The 23,531-nt window shown below is 61.4% G+C and carries 22 protein-coding genes and 1 pseudogene; 13 read left to right on the top strand and 10 right to left on the bottom strand.

Features of this window, described 5'->3' with window-relative positions:
* Positions 1-56: 56 nt before the first annotated feature.
* The 9 genes from PCE31106_RS13105 (at position 57) to PCE31106_RS13145 (ending at position 9,436) form a co-directional block, all read left to right on the top strand.
* Positions 57-428, top strand: coding sequence for an SMR family transporter (locus tag PCE31106_RS13105; protein WP_017232274.1), 372 nt, complete (start codon positions 57-59; stop codon positions 426-428).
* An 88-nt stretch (positions 429-516) separates the two neighbouring features.
* The gene (locus PCE31106_RS13110) at positions 517-1,683 is read left to right on the top strand and encodes a DegT/DnrJ/EryC1/StrS family aminotransferase (RefSeq protein ID WP_150563547.1); all 1,167 of its coding nucleotides are present in this window, start codon (positions 517-519) and stop codon (positions 1,681-1,683) included.
* On the top strand, positions 1,680-2,702 hold the full coding sequence (locus tag PCE31106_RS13115) for a glycosyltransferase (protein ID WP_150563548.1): 1,023 nt from the start codon (positions 1,680-1,682) through the stop codon (positions 2,700-2,702). The genes PCE31106_RS13110 and PCE31106_RS13115 overlap by 4 nt, the downstream gene beginning before the upstream one ends.
* Complete coding sequence (locus tag PCE31106_RS13120) at positions 2,699-3,622, top strand: formyltransferase (RefSeq protein ID WP_150563549.1); 924 nt, start codon at positions 2,699-2,701, stop codon at positions 3,620-3,622. The genes PCE31106_RS13115 and PCE31106_RS13120 overlap by 4 nt, the downstream gene beginning before the upstream one ends.
* A gap of 7 nt (positions 3,623-3,629) precedes the next feature.
* Positions 3,630-4,679 (top strand): bifunctional UDP-4-keto-pentose/UDP-xylose synthase, encoded by a 1,050-nt coding sequence (locus PCE31106_RS13125; protein ID WP_017232278.1) that lies wholly within the window; start codon positions 3,630-3,632, stop codon positions 4,677-4,679.
* 210 nt (positions 4,680-4,889) lie between these two features.
* A complete protein-coding gene (locus tag PCE31106_RS13130) occupies positions 4,890-5,795 on the top strand; it encodes a polysaccharide deacetylase family protein (RefSeq protein WP_017232279.1) in 906 nt (301 codons plus the stop codon).
* A 58-nt stretch (positions 5,796-5,853) separates the two neighbouring features.
* Complete coding sequence (locus PCE31106_RS13135) at positions 5,854-6,315, top strand: peroxiredoxin (RefSeq protein ID WP_150563550.1); 462 nt, start codon at positions 5,854-5,856, stop codon at positions 6,313-6,315.
* A 332-nt stretch (positions 6,316-6,647) separates the two neighbouring features.
* The gene (locus tag PCE31106_RS13140; RefSeq protein ID WP_150563551.1) at positions 6,648-8,390 is read left to right on the top strand and encodes a PhoH family protein; all 1,743 of its coding nucleotides are present in this window, start codon (positions 6,648-6,650) and stop codon (positions 8,388-8,390) included.
* A gap of 227 nt (positions 8,391-8,617) precedes the next feature.
* Positions 8,618-9,436 carry a C40 family peptidase gene (locus tag PCE31106_RS13145; RefSeq protein ID WP_150563552.1) on the top strand — a complete coding sequence of 273 codons (819 nt, stop codon included), beginning with the start codon at positions 8,618-8,620 and terminating at the stop codon, positions 9,434-9,436.
* A 372-nt stretch (positions 9,437-9,808) separates the two neighbouring features.
* Here the strand turns inward: PCE31106_RS13145 and PCE31106_RS13150 are convergent, their stop codons facing one another.
* The 8 genes from PCE31106_RS13150 to PCE31106_RS13185 all read right to left on the bottom strand — a co-directional run bounded on the left by PCE31106_RS13150 (position 9,809) and on the right by PCE31106_RS13185 (position 15,763).
* Positions 9,809-10,819 carry an inorganic phosphate transporter gene (locus tag PCE31106_RS13150; protein ID WP_017232284.1) on the bottom strand — a complete coding sequence of 337 codons (1,011 nt, stop codon included), beginning with the start codon at positions 10,817-10,819 and terminating at the stop codon, positions 9,809-9,811.
* Positions 10,820-10,832: 13 nt separating this feature from the next.
* Entirely contained in the window at positions 10,833-11,459 is a 627-nt protein-coding gene (locus tag PCE31106_RS13155) for a DUF47 domain-containing protein (protein WP_017232285.1), read from the bottom strand.
* Between the two features lie 114 nt (positions 11,460-11,573).
* Positions 11,574-12,941 carry a replicative DNA helicase gene (locus PCE31106_RS13160; RefSeq protein ID WP_026131664.1) on the bottom strand — a complete coding sequence of 456 codons (1,368 nt, stop codon included), beginning with the start codon at positions 12,939-12,941 and terminating at the stop codon, positions 11,574-11,576.
* A 301-nt stretch (positions 12,942-13,242) separates the two neighbouring features.
* Positions 13,243-13,695 carry a 50S ribosomal protein L9 gene (gene rplI, locus PCE31106_RS13165; RefSeq protein WP_017232287.1) on the bottom strand — a complete coding sequence of 151 codons (453 nt, stop codon included), beginning with the start codon at positions 13,693-13,695 and terminating at the stop codon, positions 13,243-13,245.
* A gap of 27 nt (positions 13,696-13,722) precedes the next feature.
* Positions 13,723-14,004: a 30S ribosomal protein S18 gene (rpsR, locus tag PCE31106_RS13170; protein ID WP_017232288.1), complete on the bottom strand. Its 282-nt coding sequence runs from the start codon at positions 14,002-14,004 to the stop codon at positions 13,723-13,725.
* A 2-nt stretch (positions 14,005-14,006) separates the two neighbouring features.
* On the bottom strand, positions 14,007-14,309 hold the full coding sequence (gene priB, locus PCE31106_RS13175) for a primosomal replication protein N (RefSeq protein WP_017232289.1): 303 nt from the start codon (positions 14,307-14,309) through the stop codon (positions 14,007-14,009).
* Positions 14,310-14,355: 46 nt separating this feature from the next.
* The gene (rpsF, locus tag PCE31106_RS13180; RefSeq protein WP_017232290.1) at positions 14,356-14,733 is read right to left on the bottom strand and encodes a 30S ribosomal protein S6; all 378 of its coding nucleotides are present in this window, start codon (positions 14,731-14,733) and stop codon (positions 14,356-14,358) included.
* Positions 14,734-14,851: 118 nt separating this feature from the next.
* Positions 14,852-15,763: a LysR family transcriptional regulator gene (locus PCE31106_RS13185; RefSeq protein WP_150563553.1), complete on the bottom strand. Its 912-nt coding sequence runs from the start codon at positions 15,761-15,763 to the stop codon at positions 14,852-14,854.
* A 121-nt stretch (positions 15,764-15,884) separates the two neighbouring features.
* Between PCE31106_RS13185 and gcl the strand changes: the two genes are divergently transcribed.
* The 3 genes from gcl to glxR all read left to right on the top strand — a co-directional run bounded on the left by gcl (position 15,885) and on the right by glxR (position 19,720).
* Positions 15,885-17,651, top strand: a complete 1,767-nt coding sequence (gcl, locus tag PCE31106_RS13190) for a glyoxylate carboligase (protein WP_150563554.1) — start codon at positions 15,885-15,887, stop codon at positions 17,649-17,651.
* A 156-nt stretch (positions 17,652-17,807) separates the two neighbouring features.
* A complete protein-coding gene (gene hyi, locus PCE31106_RS13195; RefSeq protein ID WP_150563555.1) occupies positions 17,808-18,599 on the top strand; it encodes a hydroxypyruvate isomerase in 792 nt (263 codons plus the stop codon).
* 218 nt (positions 18,600-18,817) lie between these two features.
* Positions 18,818-19,720, top strand: a complete 903-nt coding sequence (gene glxR, locus PCE31106_RS13200) for a 2-hydroxy-3-oxopropionate reductase (RefSeq protein WP_302476053.1) — start codon at positions 18,818-18,820, stop codon at positions 19,718-19,720.
* A 418-nt stretch (positions 19,721-20,138) separates the two neighbouring features.
* Here glxR and PCE31106_RS13205 read toward each other — a convergent pair whose 3' ends face one another.
* Positions 20,139-21,425: an IS110 family RNA-guided transposase gene (locus tag PCE31106_RS13205; RefSeq protein WP_150563611.1), complete on the bottom strand. Its 1,287-nt coding sequence runs from the start codon at positions 21,423-21,425 to the stop codon at positions 20,139-20,141.
* A gap of 81 nt (positions 21,426-21,506) precedes the next feature.
* Here PCE31106_RS13205 and PCE31106_RS13210 point away from each other — a divergent pair.
* Positions 21,507-21,809 (top strand): annotated as a pseudogene (locus PCE31106_RS13210) (integrase core domain-containing protein); the annotation flags it as partial.
* Between the two features lie 50 nt (positions 21,810-21,859).
* On the opposite strand, the gene PCE31106_RS13215 reads toward PCE31106_RS13210, so the two are convergent.
* The gene (locus PCE31106_RS13215; RefSeq protein WP_150563556.1) at positions 21,860-23,512 is read right to left on the bottom strand and encodes a sigma-54 interaction domain-containing protein; all 1,653 of its coding nucleotides are present in this window, start codon (positions 23,510-23,512) and stop codon (positions 21,860-21,862) included.
* Between the last annotated feature and the right edge of the window lie 19 nt (positions 23,513-23,531).

Here is a 23,531-nt window from a genome sequence, read left to right on the forward strand (position 1 = left end):
AAGCGCCAGCCCATTTGCGGTATCCATAATTATTCACAAACGTTCATCAACGTTCCATGAATCTCGCCACATTTTCACTTATTCTCACGGGCGTGCTGCTCAATGCGTGCGCCCAGTTGTTGCTCAAGGCGGGCGCCAGCTCGATCGGCGCGCTTGAGTTCACGCGTGCCAACATCGTGCCCATCGGCCTCAAGCTGGCCACGCAAGTGCCGATCATGGGCGGGCTCGTCTGTTATGCGATCAGCGTGGTCGTCTGGATTCTGGCACTCTCGCGCGTCGAGGTCTCGATCGCGTACCCGATGCTCTCGCTCGGCTACGTGGTGAATGCCTTTGCCGCGTGGTACCTGTTTGGCGAGGCGCTGTCCATGCAGCGTGTCGTGGCCATCGGCATCATCCTGGTCGGCGTTTATATTCTTGCGCGCAGCTAAGGCTGCTGACGGACCGAATTCACGGACGCGCCGCAACAAGCAAGCGCTGGCGCGTCTCCCCCTGTTTATCTGAGGCTTGGTCTTAATCATGAGCGACTCGGCAACCGCCCAACCGAATCTACCGTTCCTGCCGTTCACGCGGCCGAGCATCGACGACGCCACCATCGCCGGCGTTACCGAGGTGCTGCGTTCTGGCTGGATCACCTCCGGCCCGCAAGTGCAGGCCTTCGAGAAGGCCTTGTCCGACTATTTTGGCGGACGCCCGGTGCGCGTCTTCAACTCGGGCACCGCGACGCTGGAAATCGGCCTGCGCCTCGCCGGCGTGCAAGACGGTGACGAAGTGATCACCACGTCGCTGTCGTGGGTCGCTACGGCCAACGTGATTCTCGAAGTCGGCGCGACGCCCGTATTCGTCGACGTCGACCCGGCGACCCGCAATCTCGATCTCGATCTGCTCGAAAAGGCGATCACGCCCAGGACGCGCGCGATCATCCCGGTCTATCTGGCCGGGCTGCCGCTCGACATGGACCGGCTGTACGACATCGCGCGCCGTCACAACCTGCGCGTGATCGAGGACGCCGCGCAAGCCATGGGCTCGACCTGGGGCGGCAAGCGCATCGGTGCCTTCGGCGACCTCGTCTCGTTCAGCTTCCACGCCAACAAGAACCTGACCTCCATCGAAGGCGGTGCGCTCGTCTTCAACAATGAGGACGAAGCCCGCCTGGCCGAGAAGTACCGGCTGCAGGGCGTAACCCGCACCGGCTTCGATGGCATGGACGTTGACGTGCTCGGCGGCAAGTTCAACCTCACGGACGTCGCTGCACGCGTCGGCCTCGGCCAGATGCCGCATCTGGCGGAATTCAACCGCCGTCGCACGGCGCTGGCACGGCTGTATTTCGATACGTTCGCGGGCGGCGCGGCCGTGGCGCTCGGCCTCGGCCTGCCGCACGCCGACTTCACGAACTCGAACTGGCACATGTTCCAGGTCGAGCTGCCGCTGGCGCGCCTCACGATCGACCGCGCGGGTTTCATGGAAAAACTCAAGGTGCGCGGCATCGGCAGCGGCGTGCATTACCCGGCCATCCACCTGTTTACGCTCTACCGCAGGCTCGGCTTCCGGGAAGGGCAGTTCCCGCATACGGAGCGTCTGGGCCGTTCGATCCTGACGTTGCCTCTCTTCCCCGCCATGACGGATGCCGACGTTGCGCGCGTCTGCGAAGCCGTCAACGCCCTCTGCGCCGACCATCAAAAATGACCTGTCCACAACTCTCCATCGTCATCCCGGTTTATAACGAAGAGGCCGGACTCGCCGCCCTCTTCGCCCGACTGTATCCGGCGCTCGACAAGCTGGGCGTGGCTTATGAAGTGGTGTTCGTCAACGACGGCAGCCGCGACCGCTCGGCCGCCTTGCTTGCCGAGCAGTTCCGCGCGCGCCCGGACACGACGCGCGTCGTGCTGTTCAACGGCAACTACGGACAACACATGGCCATCCTGGCCGGCTTCGAACACACACGCGGCGAATGGGTCGTCACGCTCGACGCCGACCTGCAGAACCCGCCCGAGGAAATCGGCAAGCTCGTCGAGAAACTGGCGGCCGGGCACGACTACGTGGGCACGGTGCGCATGAACCGTCAGGACACATGGTTCCGCCGCCATGCCTCGCGCGCCATGAACCGCCTGCGCGAGCGCATCACGCGCATTCGCATGACCGATCAGGGCTGCATGCTGCGCGGTTACAGCCGTCATATCGTCGACACGGTCAATCAGTGCCGTGAGATCAACACGTTCATTCCCGCGCTGGCCTACACGTTCGCGCAAAACCCGACCGAAGTCGACGTCGCCCACGAAGAGCGCTTCGCCGGCGAGTCGAAGTATTCGCTCTATAGCCTGATTCGCCTGAATTTCGACCTCGTCACCGGCTTCTCGGTGGTGCCCTTGCAATGGCTCTCGGGCGTCGGCATCTCGCTGTCGGCGGCCTCCGGACTGCTGTTTATCGTGCTGATCGCCCGCCGCTTCCTCTTCGGCTCGGAAGTTCAGGGCGTGTTCACGCTGTTCGCCGTCACGTTCTGTCTGTTGGGCGTGATCCTGTTCGGCATGGGCCTGCTGGGCGAGTACATCGGCCGCATCTATCAGCAGGTTCGCCAGCGTCCGCGCTATCTGGTGCAAGCCGTGCTGGAGGACCCGTCGTCCGGCCAACCGGACAAGGGGACCGGCGCGATGTCGAGCGTGCGTCAGACGACCGGCGCCACCGAACTGGGATCGCACGCCTCATGAGCGCCCCAGTGCCCCAAGCCGCCAAAGCTGTCGTCTTTGCGTATCACAACGTGGGCGTACGCTGCCTGCAGGTGCTGCTCGCGCGCGGTGTCGACGTCGCACTCGTCGTCACCCATCAGGACAATCCGAACGAGAACATCTGGTTCGGCAGCGTGGCCCGTGTCGCCGCCGAGCACGGTATCCCGGTCATCACCCCCGACGATCCGGCCGATCCCGCGCTCGCCGCACAACTGCGCGCCATCGCGCCGGATTTCATCTTTTCCTTTTACTATCGCCACATGATTCCCGTGGCAGTGCTCGAAATCGCCTCGCGCGGCGCGTTCAACATGCACGGGTCGCTGCTGCCGAAGTATCGCGGCCGCGTACCGGTGAACTGGGCGGTTTTGAAGGGCGAAACGGAAACGGGTGCGACGCTGCACGAGATGGCCGCCAAGCCGGACGCCGGCGCCATCATCGACCAGACCGCCGTGCCGATCCTGCCGGACGATACGGCGGGCGAGGTCTTCGAGAAAGTCACGGTCGCCGCCGAGCAGACGCTCTGGCGCTGCCTGCCGGGCCTGATCGCCGGCACGGCACCGCGACAGGTGAACGAACTGAGTGCAGGTAGCTACTTCGGCGGACGCAAGCCGGAAGACGGCCGTATCGACTGGTCGAAGCCCGCAAAAGACGTCTACAACCTCATTCGCGCGGTTGCGCCGCCCTATCCGGGGGCGTTTACCGATGTGGCGGACCGTCGCTGGGTTGTCACGCACGCCCGTTTGTCACGCGCGCCGGCGCCCGCCGGTTTGCCCTGCGGACTGCAAGTAGTGGATAATGCGCTCCTTGGCGTTTGTGGCGACGCAAATGCTGTCGTCATTCATGAACTAATGCTGGACGGCAAAGCAGTCACGCCGGCACAGTTTTCCCAGCTCAATCACTGACCGCAATATGAAAAAAGTCCTGATTCTCGGTGTCAACGGGTTCATCGGCCACCATCTGTCGAAGCGCATCCTGGAGACGACCGACTGGGAAGTTTATGGCATGGACATGCTCACCGATCGCCTCGGCGATCTGATCAACCACGAGCGCATGCACTTCTTCGAAGGCGACATCACGATCAACAAGGAGTGGGTCGAGTATCACATTCGCAAGTGCGACGTGATTCTGCCGCTCGTCGCCATCGCCACGCCGGCCACCTACGTGAAGGCTCCGCTGCGTGTGTTCGAACTCGACTTCGAGGCGAACCTGCCGATCGTGCGCTCGGCCGTGAAGTACGGCAAGCATCTGGTGTTCCCGTCGACCTCCGAGGTCTACGGCATGTGCACCGACGGCGAGTTCGATCCGGAAAACTCGCCGCTGATCTATGGCCCGATCAACAAGCCGCGCTGGATCTACGCGTGCTCGAAGCAGCTCATGGATCGTGTGATCTGGGGCTACGGCATGCAGGAAGGCCTGAATTTCTCGCTGTTCCGCCCGTTCAACTGGATCGGCGCCGGCCTCGACTCGATCTACACGCCGAAGGAAGGTTCGTCGCGCGTAGTCACGCAGTTCCTCGGCCACATCGCTCGCGGCGAGAATATCAGCCTGGTCGACGGCGGCAGCCAGAAACGCGCCTTTACCGACATTGACGACGGTATCGACGCCCTGGTGCGCATCATCGATAACAAGAACAACATTGCCAGCGGCAAGATTTACAACATCGGCAACCCGACGAACAACTTCTCGGTGCGCGAGCTGGCCAACATGATGCTCAAGCTGGCCGCCGAATATCCTGAGTACGCCGACACGGCCAAGAAGGTTCAGCTCGTCGAGACCTCGTCGGGCGCCTACTACGGCAACGGCTATCAGGACGTGCAGAATCGCGTGCCGAAGATCGAGAACACCATGCAGGAACTCGGCTGGGCACCGACCACGTCGATGGACGACGCGTTGCGCAAGATTTTCGAAGCGTATCGTGGCCATGTCGCCGAAGCGCGCCGTCTGGTCGAGGCCGAGTAAGGGACAGTCAGGGACATCCGCGACACGGTCGGGCGGCCTGCGTCAGGCCTACCGCCTCGGGGTTACGGGCAGCGCATTGCCGCCCATTGCAGCCCTTCGCATTGCACGCCCGGTGCGCCCTCGGCGCATCGGGCGTTTTTGACTCGGTAGTTTGTTTCGCAGTTCAGGATATCGCTCGAGGTCATTGCGATATCTCACTCAAGGGCGGCTATGGCCAACATTGTCCTGAAGATCGACGTCGACACGCTGCGCGGCACACGCGAAGGCGTGCCCAATCTGCTCGCCGCACTGGCCGAGCACGAGGCGCAAGCGACGTTCCTGTTCAGCCTCGGGCCGGACCACACCGGTTGGGCACTCAAGCGTGTCTTCCGTCCTGGCTTTTTGAAGAAAGTTTCACGCACTTCGGTGGTCGAGCACTACGGCTTCAAAACGCTCATGTACGGCACGTTGCTCCCCGGCCCAGACATCGGGCGGCGGGCGGCCGACGTCATGCGCACTGTGCGAGACGCGGGCCACGAGACCGGCATCCACACGTGGGACCACACGTATTGGCAAGACAACGTGCGCACACGCGACGCCGCCTGGACGCAACATCAGATGTCGCAAGCCCATGCGCGCTTCCTCCAGGTCTTCGGTGCGCCGCCGCGCACGCATGGGGCAGCCGGCTGGCAGATGAATCCGCACGCGTTTCGGCAGATCGACGCCTGGGGCATGAAGTATGCATCTGACGGACGCGGCATCGCCCCGCACTACCCCATCGTCGATGGCGTGCGTCTACAGCATGTGCAGATGCCGACGACCCTGCCGACGGTCGACGAGTTGCTGGGCATCGACGGTCGTGACCTCGACGGCGTGGCCGAGCATCTGCTTGCCCTGACCCGCGATCCGGCGCAAGATCACGTGTTCACCCTTCACGCAGAACTCGAAGGGCAGAAACTGGCCCCGCTGTTCCGTCAATTGCTGGCTGGATGGCGCCGCCAGGGACACGCCCTGGTGACGATGGGCCAATACTACGAGACGCTCGATCTTGCCTCGCTACCGGCGCATCCCGTCGTGTGGGGCGAAATTCCGGGCCGCTCGGGCGATCTGATTCTCGAGGGCCAGGCCACTGCCTGAACCCGCTTTCGATCCACTTCCCCGTTCCGGCCTTGCAAGGCCACCCAAGGAGACCATAGTGACGGTAGCCATCGACACCCCCGTGCCCGATTTCACCGCACCGGCCACCGGCGGCGATTTTTCGCTCAAGGCGCATCGCGGCCAGAAGGTGGTGATCTATTTTTACCCGAAGGACAATACCCCCGGCTGCACGACGGAAGGCATGAACTTCCGCGACAACTACGATCAGTTTCAGGCCGCTGGGGCGCAAATCGTCGGCGTGTCGCGCGATAGCCTTCGCTCGCATGAAAACTTCCAGCGAAAACTCGAACTGCCCTTCCCGCTGATCTCGGACGGCGACGAAGCAGTTTGCCAATTGTTCGGTGTCATCAAGCTGAAAAAACTGTATGGCAAGGAACATCTGGGGATCGAACGCAGCACGTTCCTGATCGACGAAAAAGGCGTATTGCGCAACGAATGGCGCGGCGTACGTGTGCCCGATCACGTTACCGAAGTGCTGAGCGTCGTGCAGGCGCTCTGATCCGCTGGAGGGCTTGTCAGTGCCGCGGCGCATCGGGCGCCGGGCATCGTCGCCGGCCCCGCGCACGCGCGCTTCTGTCGCGTGTTGCACGAGGACCGAAAGCGACCGCCAGTGCGGACATTCGGCGCTATACAAGCACGGCAAGAGACGTTATAGTCAGCCGTAATGATGAAGCGCATTGAACCAGACTATTGCAGGCGTTGCCACGGCGGCGCCTTCAGCCAAGCCGCCTCTCCGGTGCGTCCGGGCAGGCGGCTTTTTTGTTGCCGGGACGTGGGGTACCGCAGTCTGTCCCGGCCGAGTCGTGTTGTGTTTTCTTGAACGGGAAATCTATGCCATTGCCATCGGCGCCGACCAAACCGGGCTCGTTGCTCGCCCCGGAACAATTCCCCACTCGCCTCAAACCTTCGCGCACGGAGGCCAAGAAACCGATCCCCTCGTCTGAGCAACTCGCACTGGGCGAGACGTCCGGTGCCACGGGTGCCGGCGCGGCCGAATTGAAGGTCGTGCCTAAACCCTCGGCGGCACCGCAGACGACAGTACAACCGTCGCCTGTCGCACGCTCGCCCCAGTCGCCGCCGGCGGCAGAGTCGAACGGGGCAACACCGTCCCTCAAGGCCGTCAAGCCTACGTCAACGGGCACGGGTTCGAAACGGGCACGTCTGAAGGACCAGGAACCCGCCAAGCTCTTCGTGCTCGACACGAACGTGCTCATGCACGACCCAAGCAGCCTGTTCCGCTTCGAAGAGCACGACGTCTATCTGCCGATGATGACGTTGGAAGAGTTGGACAATCACAAGAAGGGCATGTCGGAAGTGGCGCGCAATGCGCGTCAGGTGAGCCGCACCCTTGACGGGCTGGTCGCCGAGAGCGGCACGAAGTCGATGGCCGAAGGCATCCTCCTCTCGCGGCTTGGCAACAAGGACGCCACGGGGCGCCTGTACTTCCAGACCGACCTGACCGACGTGCCGCCGCTCGACGGGTTGCCGCAAGGCAAGGCCGACAATCAGATTCTCGGCGTCGTGCGGGCATTGCAGGACAAGTTCCGCGATCGCCAGGTCGTGCTGGTGTCGAAGGACATCAACATGCGCGTCAAGGCGCATGCGCTTGGCCTGCCCGCGGAAGACTACTTCAACGACAAGGTGCTCGAGGACAGCGATCTGCTCTACTCGGGCGTGATGCCCCTGCCGACGGACTTCTGGACCAAGCACGGCAAGGGCATGGAGAGCTGGCAGGACAATCGCACCGGCACCACGTTCTATCGCATTACCGGGCCGCTCTGCGCGAGCTTCCTCATCAACCAGTTCGTCTATCTGGAGACGAACAACGGCGAGGCGCCGTTCTACGCGCAGGTTCGCGAGATCAACGGCAAGACGGCGCTGCTGCAAACGCTGCGCGACTATGGACACCACAAGAACAACGTGTGGGGCATCACGGCGCGCAACCGGGAGCAGAACTTCGCGCTGAACCTGCTGATGAATCCCGAAGTGGACTTCATCACGCTGCTCGGTCAGGCCGGTACCGGCAAGACGCTACTGGCGCTGGCCGCTGGTCTGGCGCAAACGCTCGACGAGAAGCGCTACAACGAAATCATCATCACGCGCGCGACCGTGCCCGTCGGTGAAGATATCGGCTTCCTGCCGGGCACCGAGGAAGAGAAGATGCAACCGTGGATGGGCGCGTTCGACGACAACCTGGAAGTGCTCCAAAAGACCGACGATTCCGCCGGCGAATGGGGCCGCGCGGCCACGCAGGAACTGATTCGCTCCCGACTCAAGGTCAAGAGCATGAACTTCATGCGCGGTCGTACGTTCGTGAACAAGTTCGTCATCATCGACGAGGCGCAGAACCTGACGCCGAAGCAGATGAAGACGCTCGTCACGCGTGCCGGCCCGGGGACCAAGCTGATCTGTCTGGGCAACATCGCGCAGATCGATACGCCGTACCTGACCGAAGGCAGTTCGGGCCTCACCTACGTGGTCGATCGATTCAAGGGATGGGGACACAGCGGGCATGTCACGCTGGCGCGCGGCGAACGCTCGCGTCTGGCCGACTACGCGGCGGAAATCCTCTGACGTCTGCCGACCGCGGACGGCGAGCCTCTTCGTTCTACGCGCTTCGCTCCACGCTCAACACGACGGCGCCTTCGGGCGCCTTTTTTTTTGCCGGCGTCGCCAAGGCGGAGCGCACCGACGACAGCGTCATCCGGGAATCCGCTGATTTGTGACGTCGATGCCACAGAACGCCCGTCTTTCGGCGCTTTTACGGTGCATCGACCCGATAAGCGTCGTAAACTCGGCGCATGCGACTGTTCTCTCGCCTCCTCGCTCGCGACGTGACGCATCCGGCTATCCCGCCGAACGCGTGGGGCCGTTGCGTGGGCACGCTGGCGCTGACGTTGCTGGTCGCGGCTTGTTCGTCGGGTCCATCAATCCGACAAGGCGGCAGTGCGAACTATGGCAACCGCACGATGGGGCCGGAGCGCAGCGCGGGTCAGGAGGAGATTACGCTCGAAGCGATGAGCCTCGTTGGCATTCCTTACCGCTACGGCGGCAATACCCCGGATTCCGGTTTCGATTGCAGCGGCCTCGTGCGCTATGTCGTGGCGCGCGCCGCCGGCGTGAACCTGCCCCGCACGACGGCCGACATGAGTGGTGTGGGCACACCGTTGGCGCGCGACGACCTCGCCTCGGGCGATCTTATCTTCTTCAACACGACGGGACGCGCCCACTCGCACGTAGGCATCTACGTCGGTCAGGGGCAGTTCGTACACGCGCCGAACACCGGCGGCACAGTGCGCCTGGAGAGTCTCTTCATTCCATATTGGGCACGCCGGATCGATGGTGTTCGACGCGTCGCAGCGAACAAGGCACCCGCGGGTAATACGACTTACGTGAATCGGTCGGCGCCGGCCTCGCTCGCTCAGTCGCCCGCCGCGGCAACGCCACCGAGCGAGCCTGTGAACCCATCGAATACCGCACCGAACCACCCGCTTACCGGGGCGACTCCGTCTCCGATGGTAGCGCCGCAGGTCTTGGTGCCGAGTCGCACAGCCAACCTTGCCGCCCCAGCCCCGCAGGACGACGATCCGATCGCTCGCTTCGCCAACAGCTCGATGTAATCACTTCCGGCAGTCGAGCATCGGTTGAGCGTGAATTGAAGGATCAGCGCAGGTGGGCAAGCAGCGTCGCCGCGCCGCCGACATTGATCGCGACGCCCACCAGTGTGGTGACCGGACGGCGATGCAAGCAACGATGGATCAATGCAGTCATGTTAGCCTCCCACGAGAATCGATTAAACACTATGACGGAATAGTAATTGATCGCTGTTGGCTATAGAAATTGATTCTCTCGATGGCGTCGATGCGGCCTGCCAATGGCGCCATGCCGCCCGCGGGGGGCTAAAACAGGACACAAAAAAAGCGGCCGAAGCCGCTTTTTTTGTTGCCCGGGCGGGTCACACCGTCATGAGACGGCAGCCCGCCGAACCGACATCACAGAATCTGCTTGCCGACCCACCATGCGATCGCGGCGATGAACGCCGAGGCCGGGATCGTCAGCACCCATGCCCAGACGATGTTGCCTGCCACCCCCCAGCGCACCGCAGAGAGCTTGCGCGTGGCGCCAACGCCTACGATGGCGCCGGTGATGGTGTGCGTGGTCGAGACCGGCACGCCGAGCCACGACGCGAAGAACAGCGTAAACGCCCCGCCGGTTTCGGCACAGAAGCCACCGACCGGCTTGAGCTTGGTGATCTTCTGCCCCATCGTGCGCACGATGCGCCAGCCACCGAACATAGTGCCCAGACCGATCGCCAGATAGCAGCCCACGATCACCCACAGCGGCGGTTCCGCAGCCTCCTGCGGCCACATGCCCGCGGCGATCAGCAACATCCAGATGATACCGATGGTCTTCTGGGCATCGTTACCGCCGTGTCCCAGGCTGTACATACCGGCCGAAATCAGCTGCAGGCGGCGGAACCAGCGGTCGACGCGCGCGGGCGGCGTTCGGAAGAACAACCAGGACACCAGCAGCATGAAGAACGAACCGAGCACGAAACCGAGCAGCGGCGAGATGAAAATGAACGCGACCGTTTGCAGCAGTCCACTCGTGACAAGCGAACCCGTGCCGGCCTTGGCCACCGCGGCGCCGACCAACCCACCGATCAGCGCGTGCGACGAACTCGACGGAATGCCGTAGTACCAAGTAATCACGTTCCACGCGATCGCCCCGACGAGGGCGCCGAAGATCACGTAGTGATCCACGATTTCGGGATGAACCGTCCCCTTGCCCACCGTCGCCGCGACTTTCAGATGAAAGACGAACAGCGCGATCACGTTGAACATGGCGGCGAAAGCCACCGCCTGATGCGGCTTGAGCACGCCCGTCGAGACCACCGTGGCGATCGAGTTGGCGGCGTCGTGGAAGCCATTCATGAAGTCGAACAGGAGCGCAAGTGCGACCAACAGTCCGATCAGCCAAAGGCTGATGTGCAGCGTTGCCATCGAAAGTCTCCGCTCAGGCGTTTTCCAGCACAATGCCTTCGATGATGTTGGCAACGTCCTCGCACTTATCGGTCACCGATTCGAGCAATTCGGACACGGCCTTTTGCTTGATCAGCTCCTTCACGTCGGATTCTTCGCGAAACAGCTTCGAGAGCGACGCACGCAACAGGCGGTCGGCGTCCGATTCGAGCCCGTCGATTTCCTCGCAGAGCTTCAGGATCTCGCGCGCGCGATCCATGTCATTGAGCAGCGCCACGGTGCTTTGCACCCGTTCGCAACACTTCACACAAATCTCACCCAGCGTGCGCGCCTCGGACGGCACGCTCTTGACGTCGTACATCCACACGGCTGTCGCCACGTCCTCCATCAGATCCAGGATGTCGTCCATCGTGCTGATCAACTTGTGGATTTCATCGCGATCGAACGGCGTGATGAACGTCTTGTGCATCAGGTCGATGGTCTCGTGCGTGATGCGATCCGCTTTCTTCTCGTTGTTCTGCACGGCAACGGTGCGTGCCTCGGCATTGGGCAGATCGTTGAGCATGGCAGACAGCTCGCGGCTGCCGGCAACCATACACGCCGCGTGCTGGTTGAACAGCTCAAAGAACTTGCCCTCGGTGGGCATGAAGCGACCGAACATTATTGGAAAACTCCGGATATTAATAGGGGACGGGTCGACACAAAAACGTCACATTCTACCTCGTTGCGGGCGCGCGTTACCGCACGCCCTTACGAATGGGCGGAAATCAATGCGTCAATATTGGGGACCGGCCAGATTGTCGAACTTGGTATACGCACCGATGAACGCCAGACGCACCTGACCGATAGGACCATTACGCTGTTTTGCGATGATGATCTCGGCAGTGCCCTTGTCGGGCGTATCGGGGTTGTACACTTCGTCGCGATAGATGAACAGGATGATGTCGGCATCCTGTTCGATAGCACCCGATTCACGCAAGTCCGACATGACCGGACGCTTGTTCGGGCGTTGTTCAAGACTGCGGTTGAGCTGTGAGAGCGCGATCACCGGCACGTTCAGCTCCTTGGCGAGCCCCTTGAGCGAACGCGAAATCTCGGAGATTTCGGTCGCGCGGTTCTCGCCGTTGCCCGAACCGCTCATGAGCTGGAGGTAATCGATGATGATCAGCCCCAGCTTGCCGCACTGACGTGCCAGACGCCGTGCGCGCGCGCGCAACTCCATCGGATTGAGCGCAGGCGTCTCGTCGACGAAAAGCTGCGTCTCGTTCATCTTCTGCATGGCGTGCGTGAGCTTCGGCCAGTCTTCGTCGACCAGCTTGCCGGTGCGAAGACGATGCTGATCGAGACGCCCCACCGACCCCAGCATACGCATGGCCAGCTGCGTGCCCGGCATTTCCATCGAGAACACGGCGACCGGCAGCCCCTCTTCCACGGCGATATGCTCGCCGATGTTCATCGAGAAGGTTGTCTTACCCATCGACGGACGGCCCGCCACGATGATCAGATCGCCGCCGTTGAAACCCGACGTCATGCGATCCAGGTCGACGAAGCCCGTCGGAATACCGGTGATGTCGCTCCCGCCTTCGCGGTGGTACAACTCGTCGATGCGCTCGACCACCTGCGTGAGCAGCGGCTGCAGTTCAAGGAAGCCGTTCGTGCTGCGCGAGCCTTCTTCCGCGATGGCAAACACCTTCGCTTCCGCCTCGTCGAGCATCTGACGCACTTCCCTGCCCTGCGGATTGAAAGCATCTGACGCAATTTCGTCGGCCACTGTCACGAGCTTGCGCAACACCGCACGGTCGCGCACGATTTCCGCGTAACGACGAATGTTCGCTGCACTCGGCGTATTCTGCGCCAGGGCGTTCAGGTAGGCGAGCCCGCCCACGTCCTCGGCTTTGCCGGCCGAGGTGAGCGATTCGAAAACGGTGATCACGTCGGCAGGACGGTCGCTGGCGATCAACCGACCGATGTGCTGATAGATCAGCCGGTGGTCATAGCGGTAGAAGTCCGATTCAGCCAGAAAGTCGCCGATTCGATCCCACGCCCCGTTGTCGAGCAGCAGCCCGCCGAGCACGGATTGCTCCGCCTCGATAGAGTGCGGCGGCACTTTGAGAGAATCGAGTTGGGGATCGGGAGCGTTCATGCCGGGCATTATACCGCCCCCGCGCTCACGATCCGATCCGGCGAAATCGCGCTTGCGCGGCGATTTTTCCGAACGTGTTTTGTTCAGCAGTTTCCCGGGAGGCAACATAAGGCAGCGCTATCGAACGTGAGGAACGTGGAAGGGAGTGCGCAACCGGGACGCGGTCGGCATAGACCTGCGCATGCGCGGCCATCGGAAAGCCCGGCAACCGACACCACAGAGGAGACAGACATAAAAAAACGGAAGCCGGCGGACCGACTTCCGTTTTTTGTTCGCGTCGGGAAGCTGACGCGGATACGGCTTACGCGTGCTCGCCCAGCACCGACACGTTCACGTCGACGACGACGTCCGTGTGCAGCGACACTTGGACCGGGAAGTCACCCACGGTCTTGAGCGGGCCATTCGGCAGGCGCACTTGCATCTTTTCAACCTTGAAACCTTGGGTGCCCAGGGCTTCGGCGATATCGAAGTTGGTGACCGAACCGAACAGACGACCGTCAACGCCGGCCTTCTGCGAGATTTGCACGGTCAGGCCCGACAGCTTTTCGCCTTCGGCTTGTGCGGCAGCCAGCTTCTCGGTGGCAGCCTTTTCCAGGTCGGCACGGCGAACTTCGAACTCGGCGATCGCGTCCTTGGTGGCGCGACGCGCCTTCTTGGTCGGGATCAGGAAGTTACGTGCGAAACCATCCTTGACCTTCACGATGTCGCCCAGGTTACCCAGGTTGACGACTTTTTCCAGCAGAATCACTTGCATTATCTATTCTCCTTCGTCGACTGGCGATTAAGCACCGTGCAGATCGGTGTACGGCATCAGCGCGAGGAAACGCGCGCGCTTGATGGCCGTGTCGAGCTGGCGCTGGTAGTGCGCCTTGGTGCCCGTCAGGCGAGCCGGGGTGATCTTGCCGTTGTCGCCGATGAAGTCCTTCAGCGTCTCGATATCCTTGTAATCGATCTGGTCAACACCAGCGACGGTGAAGCGGCAGAACTTCTTGCGCTTGAACAGCGGGTTTTGCTGTTGGCGGCGGCGATCAAACTTCTTGTTTTTACCGTTAGGACGCGGCATGTTCAACAATCCTTTTCAAATACTTGCAATGCTGTGATGTGAAACACCAGGGTGCGGCTATTGCGATGCTTCTTGGCCAGAAACCCTGCCCACTGGGCCGGTTTCTCCAGTCCCAACGCCATGACTTTGGCACTGAGGGGACCGATCGCAACGGCTGGCATCGAGAACTCGACTTGCCGGGCCACGCCCGACTCTTCGACGGTTCCCGCATAGGCCAGCGTGACCTCGATCACGGGAAGCCCGGCTGGGGTATAGCGCAGCGTGCCGATTTCGACGATGCTGGCTTCAAGCCGTAAGCGATTCACGCGGTCGACGTTTCCGTGGATTCCCTGATGCGTTCCGGTGCGCTAATTACGATGCGGCAGCTTCGGTCGCGGGCGTCGCGGCAGCCTTCTTGGCTTCTTCGCGGGCCACTTCCTTCATCATCGGCGACGGTGCGGTCTCGGCCTTCTTCATGCGAACCACGAGGTGGCGCAGCACGGCGTCGTTGAACTTGAATGCGTGTTCCAGCTCGTCCAGGGTTTCCTGGTCGCATTCGATGTTCATGCAGACGTAGTGAGCCTTGGCCAGCTTCTCGATCATGTACGCCAGTTGACGACGGCCCCAGTCTTCGATGCGATGGATCTGACCGGCCTTGGCCGTCACCATGCTCTTGTAGCGCTCGATCATCGCAGGCACTTGCTCGCTCTGATCGGGGTGAACGATAAATACGATTTCATAATGACGCATATATAAGCTCCTTATGGACAAAGCCGCCCGGGCGTCAAAACCAGTGCAGCAAGGTTGCAGAACCCGCGATTCTAGCGGATTTCACGTCGATCATCAACTGCCGTCTCATCAGGACCGGTCAAGTGTTTTCCAGCCAATAGTTCGGACGGGCATAGATTTGCCGCAGTTGCTCGATGAACAGGCGCACCCGCGCGGGCTGGAAGCGCTGTTGGGGGTACACGGCGAGGATGTCGTAGTCAGGTAACGCGTACTCGTCGAGCACGGTCTCCAGTTCGCCGGAGAGCAGTTCGCGCTGGATTTCCCACGTCGAGCGCCAGCCCAGCCCGATGCCCTCCAGCGACCAGCGGTGCAGCAACTCGCCGTCGTTGCAGTCCAGACTGCCCGCCACGCGAATCGTCACGAGCTTGCCCTGGCGCTTGAAGTACCAACCGCGCTGCTGGCCGCCTTGCAGGTTGAACGCGAGGCAGTTGTGCCTGGCCAGATCTTCGAGCGTCTTCGGACGACCGTGGCGGGCGAAATATGCCGGGGTGCCGCACACCACGCGCCGGTTCTGGGCGAGTTTGACAGCCACGAAATTCGGATCGACCGAGCCGCCGATGCGAATGCCCATGTCGTACCCCTCGCGCACGAGGTCGACCACGCGGTCGGTCAGGTTGAACGAAATCTGCACCTCGGGGTGCAGGCGCAGGAACGCCGGCGCATGCGGCGCGACGTGCTTGCGCCCGAACGCCGCCGGCGCCGACACGATCAGGTGCCCCGAAACGGCATGACGCCCCGCGCTGATTTCGTTCTCGGCCATCTCCCAGTCGCCGAGCAACTGTTTGCACCGCTCAAGGAACGCGCCGCCCTCTTCCGACAATGCCAGCCGACGTGTCGAGCGGTACATCAGCTTGATGCCCAGGCGCTTTTCGAGCGCGTCGATGCGCCGTCCGAGGATCACCGGCGAGACTCCTTCCTTTAAGGCCGCGGCGGCCAGACTGCCCGCTTCGGCCACCTGCACGAAGGTTTCGATCTGTTTGAATCGGTCCATGCCCCCTCCATTCGATACTTTTTGTTCTTAAAAAAACGATCTTTTGTGATCTTATCAAACAAATCGTACCGGCTTAAAGTGGCTTCCAACACATTGACTCATTACCCATTGGAGACGTCACATGGCCAAGATGACCGCCGTAGAGGCCGCAATTCGAGTGCTCGAGAAAGAAGGTGTCACCACCGCATTCGGTGTGCCCGGTGCTGCCATCAACCCGTTCTATTCGGCAATGCGCAAGGCCGGCAGCGTGGAGCACGTGCTCGCACGCCACGTCGAGGGCGCGTCCCACATGGCCGAAGGTTACACCCGCGCCGAAGCCGGCAATATCGGCCTGTGCATCGGCACCTCGGGGCCTGCGGGCACCGACATGATTACCGGCCTGTACTCCGCCTGGGCCGATTCGATTCCCATCCTGTGCATCACGGGTCAGGCGCCGCGCGCCCGTCTGTACAAGGAAGATTTCCAGGCGGTCGACATCGAGACGATCGCCAAGCCGGTCACCAAGTGGGCCGTGACGGTGCGCGAGCCCGCGCTCGTGCCGCGCGTGTTCCAGCAGGCATTCCACCTGATGCGCTCGGGCCGTCCGGGTCCGGTGCTCATCGATCTGCCGTTCGACGTGCAGGTTGCCGAGATCGAATTCGATCCGGACACCTACGAACCGCTGCCGGTGTACAAGCCCGCGGCCACGCGCGCCCAGATCGAGAAGGCCATTCAGATGCTGGTCGCATCGGAGCGCCCGCTCATCGTCTCGGGCGGTGGTGTGATCAATGCCGACGCCGCCGACCTGCTCGTCGAGTTCGCCGAGACGGTGAACGTGCCGGTCGTGCCCACGCTCATGGGCTGGGGCACCATCGCCGACGACCATCCGCTCATGGCCGGCATGGTCGGACTGCAGACCTCGCATCGCTTCGGCAATGCGACGATGCTCGCCTCGGACTTCGTGATGGGCATCGGCAACCGCTGGGCCAATCGCCACACGGGCAGCGTCGACGTGTTCACCAAGGGCCGCAAGTTCGTGCACGTCGACATCGAGCCGACGCAAATCGGCCGGGTGTTCGGGCCGGACTACGGCATCGTCTCCGACGCCAAGGCCGCGCTCACGCTGTTCGTGGAAGTTGCGAAGGAACTGAAGGCCGCCGGCCGTCTGCCGGATCGTGCGCAATGGGTGGCCGATTGCCAGAAGCGCAAGCGCACCATGCTGCGCCGCACGGACTTCGATCAGGTGCCGATCAAGCCGCAGCGCGTGTATCAGGAGATGAACGCATTCTTCGGTCGCGATGTGCGCTATGTCTCGACCATTGGTCTGTCGCAGATCGCCGCCGCGCAGTTCCTGCACGTGAACAAGCCGCGCCACTGGATCAACTGTGGCCAGGCAGGCCCGCTGGGCTGGACGGTGCCGGCCGCCATCGGGGCGAAGGTTGCCTCGCCGTCGTCGGACGTGGTGGCGATCTCGGGCGACTATGACTTCCAGTTCATGATCGAAGAGCTGGCCGTGGCCGCGCAGTTCAAGGTGCCGTACATCCACGTGGTCGTGAACAACTCGTACCTGGGCCTGATCCGTCAGGCGCAGCGCAACTTCGACATGGACTACTGCGTGCAGCTCGCGTTCGAGAACGTGAACTCGCCGGAAGTCAACGGTTACGGCGTCGATCACGTGAAGGTGGCCGAAGGCCTCGGTGTGAAGGCGATCCGTGTGTTCCAGCCGAACGACATCCAGCCGGCGTTCGCCCAGGCCCGCAAGCTGATGGCCGAGTTCTCCGCGCCGGTGATCGTGGAAGTGATTCTCGAGCGTGTGACCAACATTGCGATGGGCACCGAGATCAACAACGTCAACGAGTTCGAAGACATCATCGACGTGGTGGAAGAAGACAACGCAGTGTCGGCGTAAGTCAACGCTGTAAAACGGTTTGCGGGGCGCGTGCGTCCCCTGCGCTCTCGGCTAGACCCCTTGAACGAAACAAGCAGGCGCCCCGCAACCTTGCAATACCCTGGCATCGAAATCGTCGAAACCACCCCCTAAAAGAGAGAAAGAGGAGTCAGCGCAATGCCGAAATTTGCCGCCAATCTGACCATGCTGTTCAACGAGGTACCGTTCCTCGACCGCTTCAAGGCGGCCGCCGCAGCGGGCTTTCGCGGCGTGGAGTTCCTGTTCCCGTACGCGTTTCATCGCGACCAGATCGCTGACAAGCTGAACCAGTACCAGCTCGATCTCGTGCTGCACAACCTGCCCGCCGGCAACTGGGATGCGGGCGAGCGCGGCATCGCGATCTTCCCCGAGCGCGTGGCCGAATTCCGCGACGGCGTGGGCGAAGCCATTACCTACGCCAAGGCGCTGGGCGTGAAGCAACTGAACTGCCTCGTGGGCAAGCAAGGCGCGGACCTGTCGACGCAAGTCGCGCAAGACACGCTCGTGGGTAACCTGCGCTTCGCCGCCGATGCCCTCAAGGCCGAAGGCATCCGACTGCTGGTCGAGCCGATCAACACGTACGACATTCCCGGCTTCTTCGTGAACCGCACGAAGCAGGCGTTGGATATCTTCGACGCCGTGGGGTCGGACAACCTGTTCCTGCAGTACGACATCTATCACATGCAGCGCATGGAAGGCGAACTCGCCAAGACCATCGAGACGAATCTGGCGCGCATCGCTCACGTGCAACTGGCGGACAACCCGGGCCGCAACGAGCCGGGCACGGGCGAGATCAACTACGCCTACCTGTTCGCGTTCCTCGACCGCATTGGCTACCAAGGATGGATCGGTTGCGAGTACAAACCGGCCACCACCACGACCGAGGGCCTCGGCTGGTTCAAGGCAGCGGGCCTGCGCGAAGCGGCGTAATTCCCACGCTCCCCCATACCCACCGCACGGCACCTCCCCCGGTGGCGTGCGGATGAAACAAAGGCGTATCCGCCCGAGGCGGTGCGCCGGCTGACCGGGTTTCGACGAGGAAGGGCCCCGCCGGCCGCATGCAGGGGGCATGCGGCCGGAGCACGGGGGCGCCGCGATAAGGCGTCACCGCCCCGCTCGTCTGAGCGTCAGCGACACCACATCACACTTTGGCAACAAGGAGTTTCGAAATGGCACAACTCGGTTTCATTGGTCTGGGCATCATGGGCGCGCCGATGGCGAAGCATCTGCAAAATGCCGGTCACAAGCTGTTCCTGTATGAGCGCCGCACGCCCCCGCAAGACCTGATCGACGGTCAGGCCACGGTTTGCACGTCGGCCAAGGAAGTCGCCAAACGCGCCGACATCGTCTTCGTGATGGTGCCGGATACCCCTGACGTGGGTGCCGTCCTGTTCGGTCAGGACGGTCTGGCCGAAGGCCTGTCGGCAGGCAAGATCGTCGTGGACATGAGCTCCATCTCGCCGATCGAAACGAAGGAATACGCCAAGAAGGTCAAGGCGCTGGGCTGCGAATACCTCGACGCCCCGGTCTCGGGCGGCGAAGTCGGCGCAAAGGGCGCCACGCTGTCGATCATGGTCGGCGGCTCGCAAGCGGCGTTCGACGATGTGAAGCCGTTCTTCGAACTGATGGGCAAGAACATCACGCTCGTGGGCGAGAGCGGTGCCGGCCAGACCTGCAAGGTCGCCAACCAGATCGTGGTCGCGCTGACGATCGAAGCCGTGGGTGAAGCCCTGCTGTTCGCGTCGAAGGCCGGAGCCGATCCTGCCAAGGTGCGTGAAGCGCTGATGGGTGGCTTCGCATCGTCGCGCATTCTCGAAGTGCACGGCGAGCGCATGGTCAAGCGCAACTTCGAACCGGGCTTCCGCATTGCCCTGCACCAGAAGGATCTGAATCTGGCGCTGCAGAGCGCCAAGGCCCTCGGCGTGTCGCTGCCGAACACGGCCACGTGCCAGGAGCTGTTCAACGCGTGTGCCGCAAACGGCGGCGCCGCGTGGGATCACTCGGGCATGGTGCGCGCGCTGGAAATGCTGGCCAACCATACCGTGGCGTAAAGCATTGACCACGTAGGGAGCGTCAGGCCATCAGGGAGATGTGGTGGATGACGACGGGCGCCGGGCCGCGAGGTCCGGCGCCCGATCAATGTCATCAGAGAGAAGCTGTTGTCTAAGCTGAGGCGTAGCGCGCCGCTCGACCCGCTAATGGAATGGCGCGGCAAGCCGAAGGTGATTCGTTGCGACAACGTACTAAGTGCAAGTGCTTAGCCAGCAAATAGACAACAAGCATCCTGGCGCAGTCAGAATGACAGCGCGTCCGTTGAAAAGAGCGTGCAACGCTTCCCAGCCAGTTCCGCTTTCAATGGGCGAGGCAGCTCACCATAGTAGAAACAAGATCCTGACGATATGCGCAGGTCTTCATCGTACTTAAAACAGCTTGGAGGCCCAGCGGAAGGTCCGAGCATTATCTACGAGGTCAGTGGCATGGCCCTGCCTCTACGGCCCTACTGAGAGGGATCGATCCGCTGGGTAAGCTTTGCTCATAAAATCGTTGATATGGTTGGCCGGTTTTGACGATGCTGAACGCGACGCGGGCCATTTTCGCTGCAACGGCGGTGAGCGCTTTGCGACGTAGATCAGGGTTTCCAGGATCCGAATGGATATACCGATCGTACTTGTCCTTGAATGCATTCTCACGCACGCGAATGGCAACTTGTCCGGCCATCCAAAATGCCAGACGCAGGCGAGCGTTGCCGCGCTTGGATAGTTGCTCTCGTCCGCGTCGGGCGCCGGATTGCAGTTTGGCCAGATCAAAGCCACAGTATTTCAAGAATTGCCGATGGTGAGCGAACCGCCTGACATCGCCGACTTCCGCCAGCACGGTCAGAGCGATGATGGGACCAATGCCTGGCAAATTCAGCAATTGCTCGTAATCCTTATTGGAGGCCAGCACTTGCTCGGCGCGGTGCTCGAGTTCGCTGCGCAGCTCGTTCAAATGTTGGGCTTGGCGCAACGACACTCGAAATGTCTCGACTGCGAGGCAATTCGGGGCGTGCGGTAACGCTGCAGAATGCTCCGCCATTCGCCAAATCTCGGTCAACTTCGCGGTCTTCTCAACTTTCCTGCCGACAAGGTCCCAGGCTTGGAGAATGAACGCATCCAGGCTGAGGGCCCGCACGTGAGCCGGGGTTGGGAATTCAAGCATGAAACGAAGCCACCACTCGATACGCGTCGTTTGCCAATACCGCTGCATCTCTGGGAAATATAGCGGAAGGTGGTGATTGGCAATGGAATGCAGCACTCGGGTCCGGGCTCGGGACACCTGATAGTATGTTTTTGATAGCTCCTGTAAATCATGATGCCCTTCGACCATAGGGTCGACGTATCGCATCACCATTCCGTGCTTGAGCATGTCCAGGATTACCGAAGCATCTTTCGGGTCATTCTTGTCCCACGAATTGAATTTCGCTTCGCGATACCCTGCTTGTGCAACAGAGGACACAATGACTACCTCGACACCAGCACCCAACAACCGGTAAGCAATGGGCCTGTGATAGTCGCCAGTCGGCTCGAGGGCAGCTCGCCATGAGCCTGGCGTTGCGCTGATGAATTTCAGCAGCCGATCAAAATCTTGCGCGCTATTCGTCATTCTGAACCGGCGCTGCTCGCCGCTCAGTAATTCAACGAAAACGGCATTCGATCGGCGAGCCACGTCGATCGCCAGTAAATTCGCTTTGGTCGTAGTATCCATAGTGTCACCCATCTCGGCGTCCTCCTCAGGTCCTTGAGAAACCTCAGGATGCCTCTCGCCCTGTTTGGCTGACAACCATTCTGCACTTACTATGGGCCGGAATTTGTCAGCACGGCGCTGTTGAAATGGGCGGTCCAGGAGCAGATCGAGACAGCGTTGATTGATCCGGGAAAGCCTTGGCAGAACGGCACCAACGAAAGCTTTAATGGAAAATTCCGTGACGAATGTTTGGCGATGGAGTGGTTTCGAAACCGGATCGAGGCGAAGATCGTGATCGAAGACTGGCGGACGCACTACAACGAAGTACGTCCGCATTCGAGTTTGCAGTACCTGACCCCGGCCGGATTTCGCCGGGCTAGCGAAGGTGTTACAACCACCGGGGCCATAAATCTCTAGACCCCAGTGGTACGAGAAAAGCAGTCAGGTCAGATGAGCCTGAGCACTGCTCACTCAGACTGAAGATCCTTGAGTCTTTTGTAGAGGTAAGAGCGAGACATTCCGAGGGCTTCGGCAACGCGCTTTTTATTCCCGTTGTGCCTCTCAAGCGCCTCGCGGATCAGATCAAGTTCCACCTTCTCCTTGGCCAAACGGATGCCGGTCTTGCTCAACAATGCCGTCCCAGCAAAACCGGGGAAGACGGCAGACTCAGTGTCGGCATCAGCCGACGATTGCTCGAAGTTCTCCATGCCCAGGAAATCATCGTCGGAAAAAATGGCGGCTCGCTCGATGGCATGCTGTAACTGCCGAACGTTGCCCGGCCATGAACGTTCCTGAAGATAACTAACGACTTCTGGCTTCAACGACTTCGGAGACATCCGATGGCGAGCCGCGAAATCGTTGAGAAATTTTTCGGCAAGCAGAGGGATGTCGTCGAGTCTCTCTCGCAGTGGTGGCAGACGCAGCGTCACCGCACTAATCCGATAGAAAAGATCAAGCCGAAATCGGCTCTCTTTAATCATGGCGTCGAAATCGCGATTGCTGGCGGAAATCAACCTGAAATCCGAGTGCTTCTGGCGGTCCCCGCCAAGACGCTCGAACGTCCCGTCCTGAAGCACACGCAACAGTTTGACCTGCATCTCGAGCGGCATGTCGCCGATCTCATCGAGGAACAGGCTTCCGGTATGCGCCAGCTCGAACTTGCCCTTGCGTCCCTTCTTGTCCGCCCCGGTGAACGCGCCCCCCTCGTAACCGAAAAGTTCACTCTCGACCAGATTGCCCGGCATGGCCGCCGCATTGACGAGCACGAGTGGCTTATCATTGCGCCCACCGAGTAAATGGATGGCATGTGCAACCAACTCCTTGCCCGTGCCGCTCTCGCCGACGAGCAGCACCGGCACGTCCAGCGGCGCAACGCGCACGATATCGTCCTTCAGGCGTCGTACCGACTCGCTGTTGCCGACGATCTGCTCAAGACCATGCGAACGGTTGCGCATGCCCGACAGCTCCCGCTTGTAGAACGCGAGCTCCTGACGCACGCGCGCCAGTTCCACGCTCAGCTTCTCGATCGCCTCCGGTCCCTTGAACATCACCTGACCGATCGCGCCGACACAGTTTCGCTTGCGATCAAAGATCGGTGTGCGAGTGACCACGCGCGTGATGCCATTCATCTCCTGCACCTGCCCTATCTCCCGCTTACCAGACGCCGCCACCGCCGGTAGACGGGTGTTCTCAATGACCTCGGTCACTGGACGTCCCGTTCCCTCGCCGTGACGCAACCCGAAGAAGCGCTCATGAATCGGGCTGATGTAGCGCAGCATCCCTTCTTTGTCGACGACCGTGATCGCCTCATAGGGATTGGTCACGAAGTGGCGCAGGATCTCATCGGAAAAATCGACGCTGGCAATGAATTCGGAGAGCTCGTCGCCGTGTGCACCGACAAACAGGAGGAAGCATGCACCCTGCGATGTGGTGAACGTCGCCACGATGAGCGGCTGCTCGGCCTCGGCCAACGTGAACAGACGCTTGAGCGGCACGACATGCCGGCGGCGCCACACCGCCGTGATGTGGTCAATCACGGAGGTGTCGCTGCCCAAGCCCGCAGCAAAACGTACCTGTCCTGCCATGTCGAGCACTAAAACGCCGTTGGTCGGCTGGCCCATATCTCCTCCAGCGAGTGTA

It is taken from the genome of Pandoraea cepalis, from assembly GCF_902459665.1.
Lineage (GTDB): Bacteria > Pseudomonadota > Gammaproteobacteria > Burkholderiales > Burkholderiaceae > Pandoraea > Pandoraea cepalis.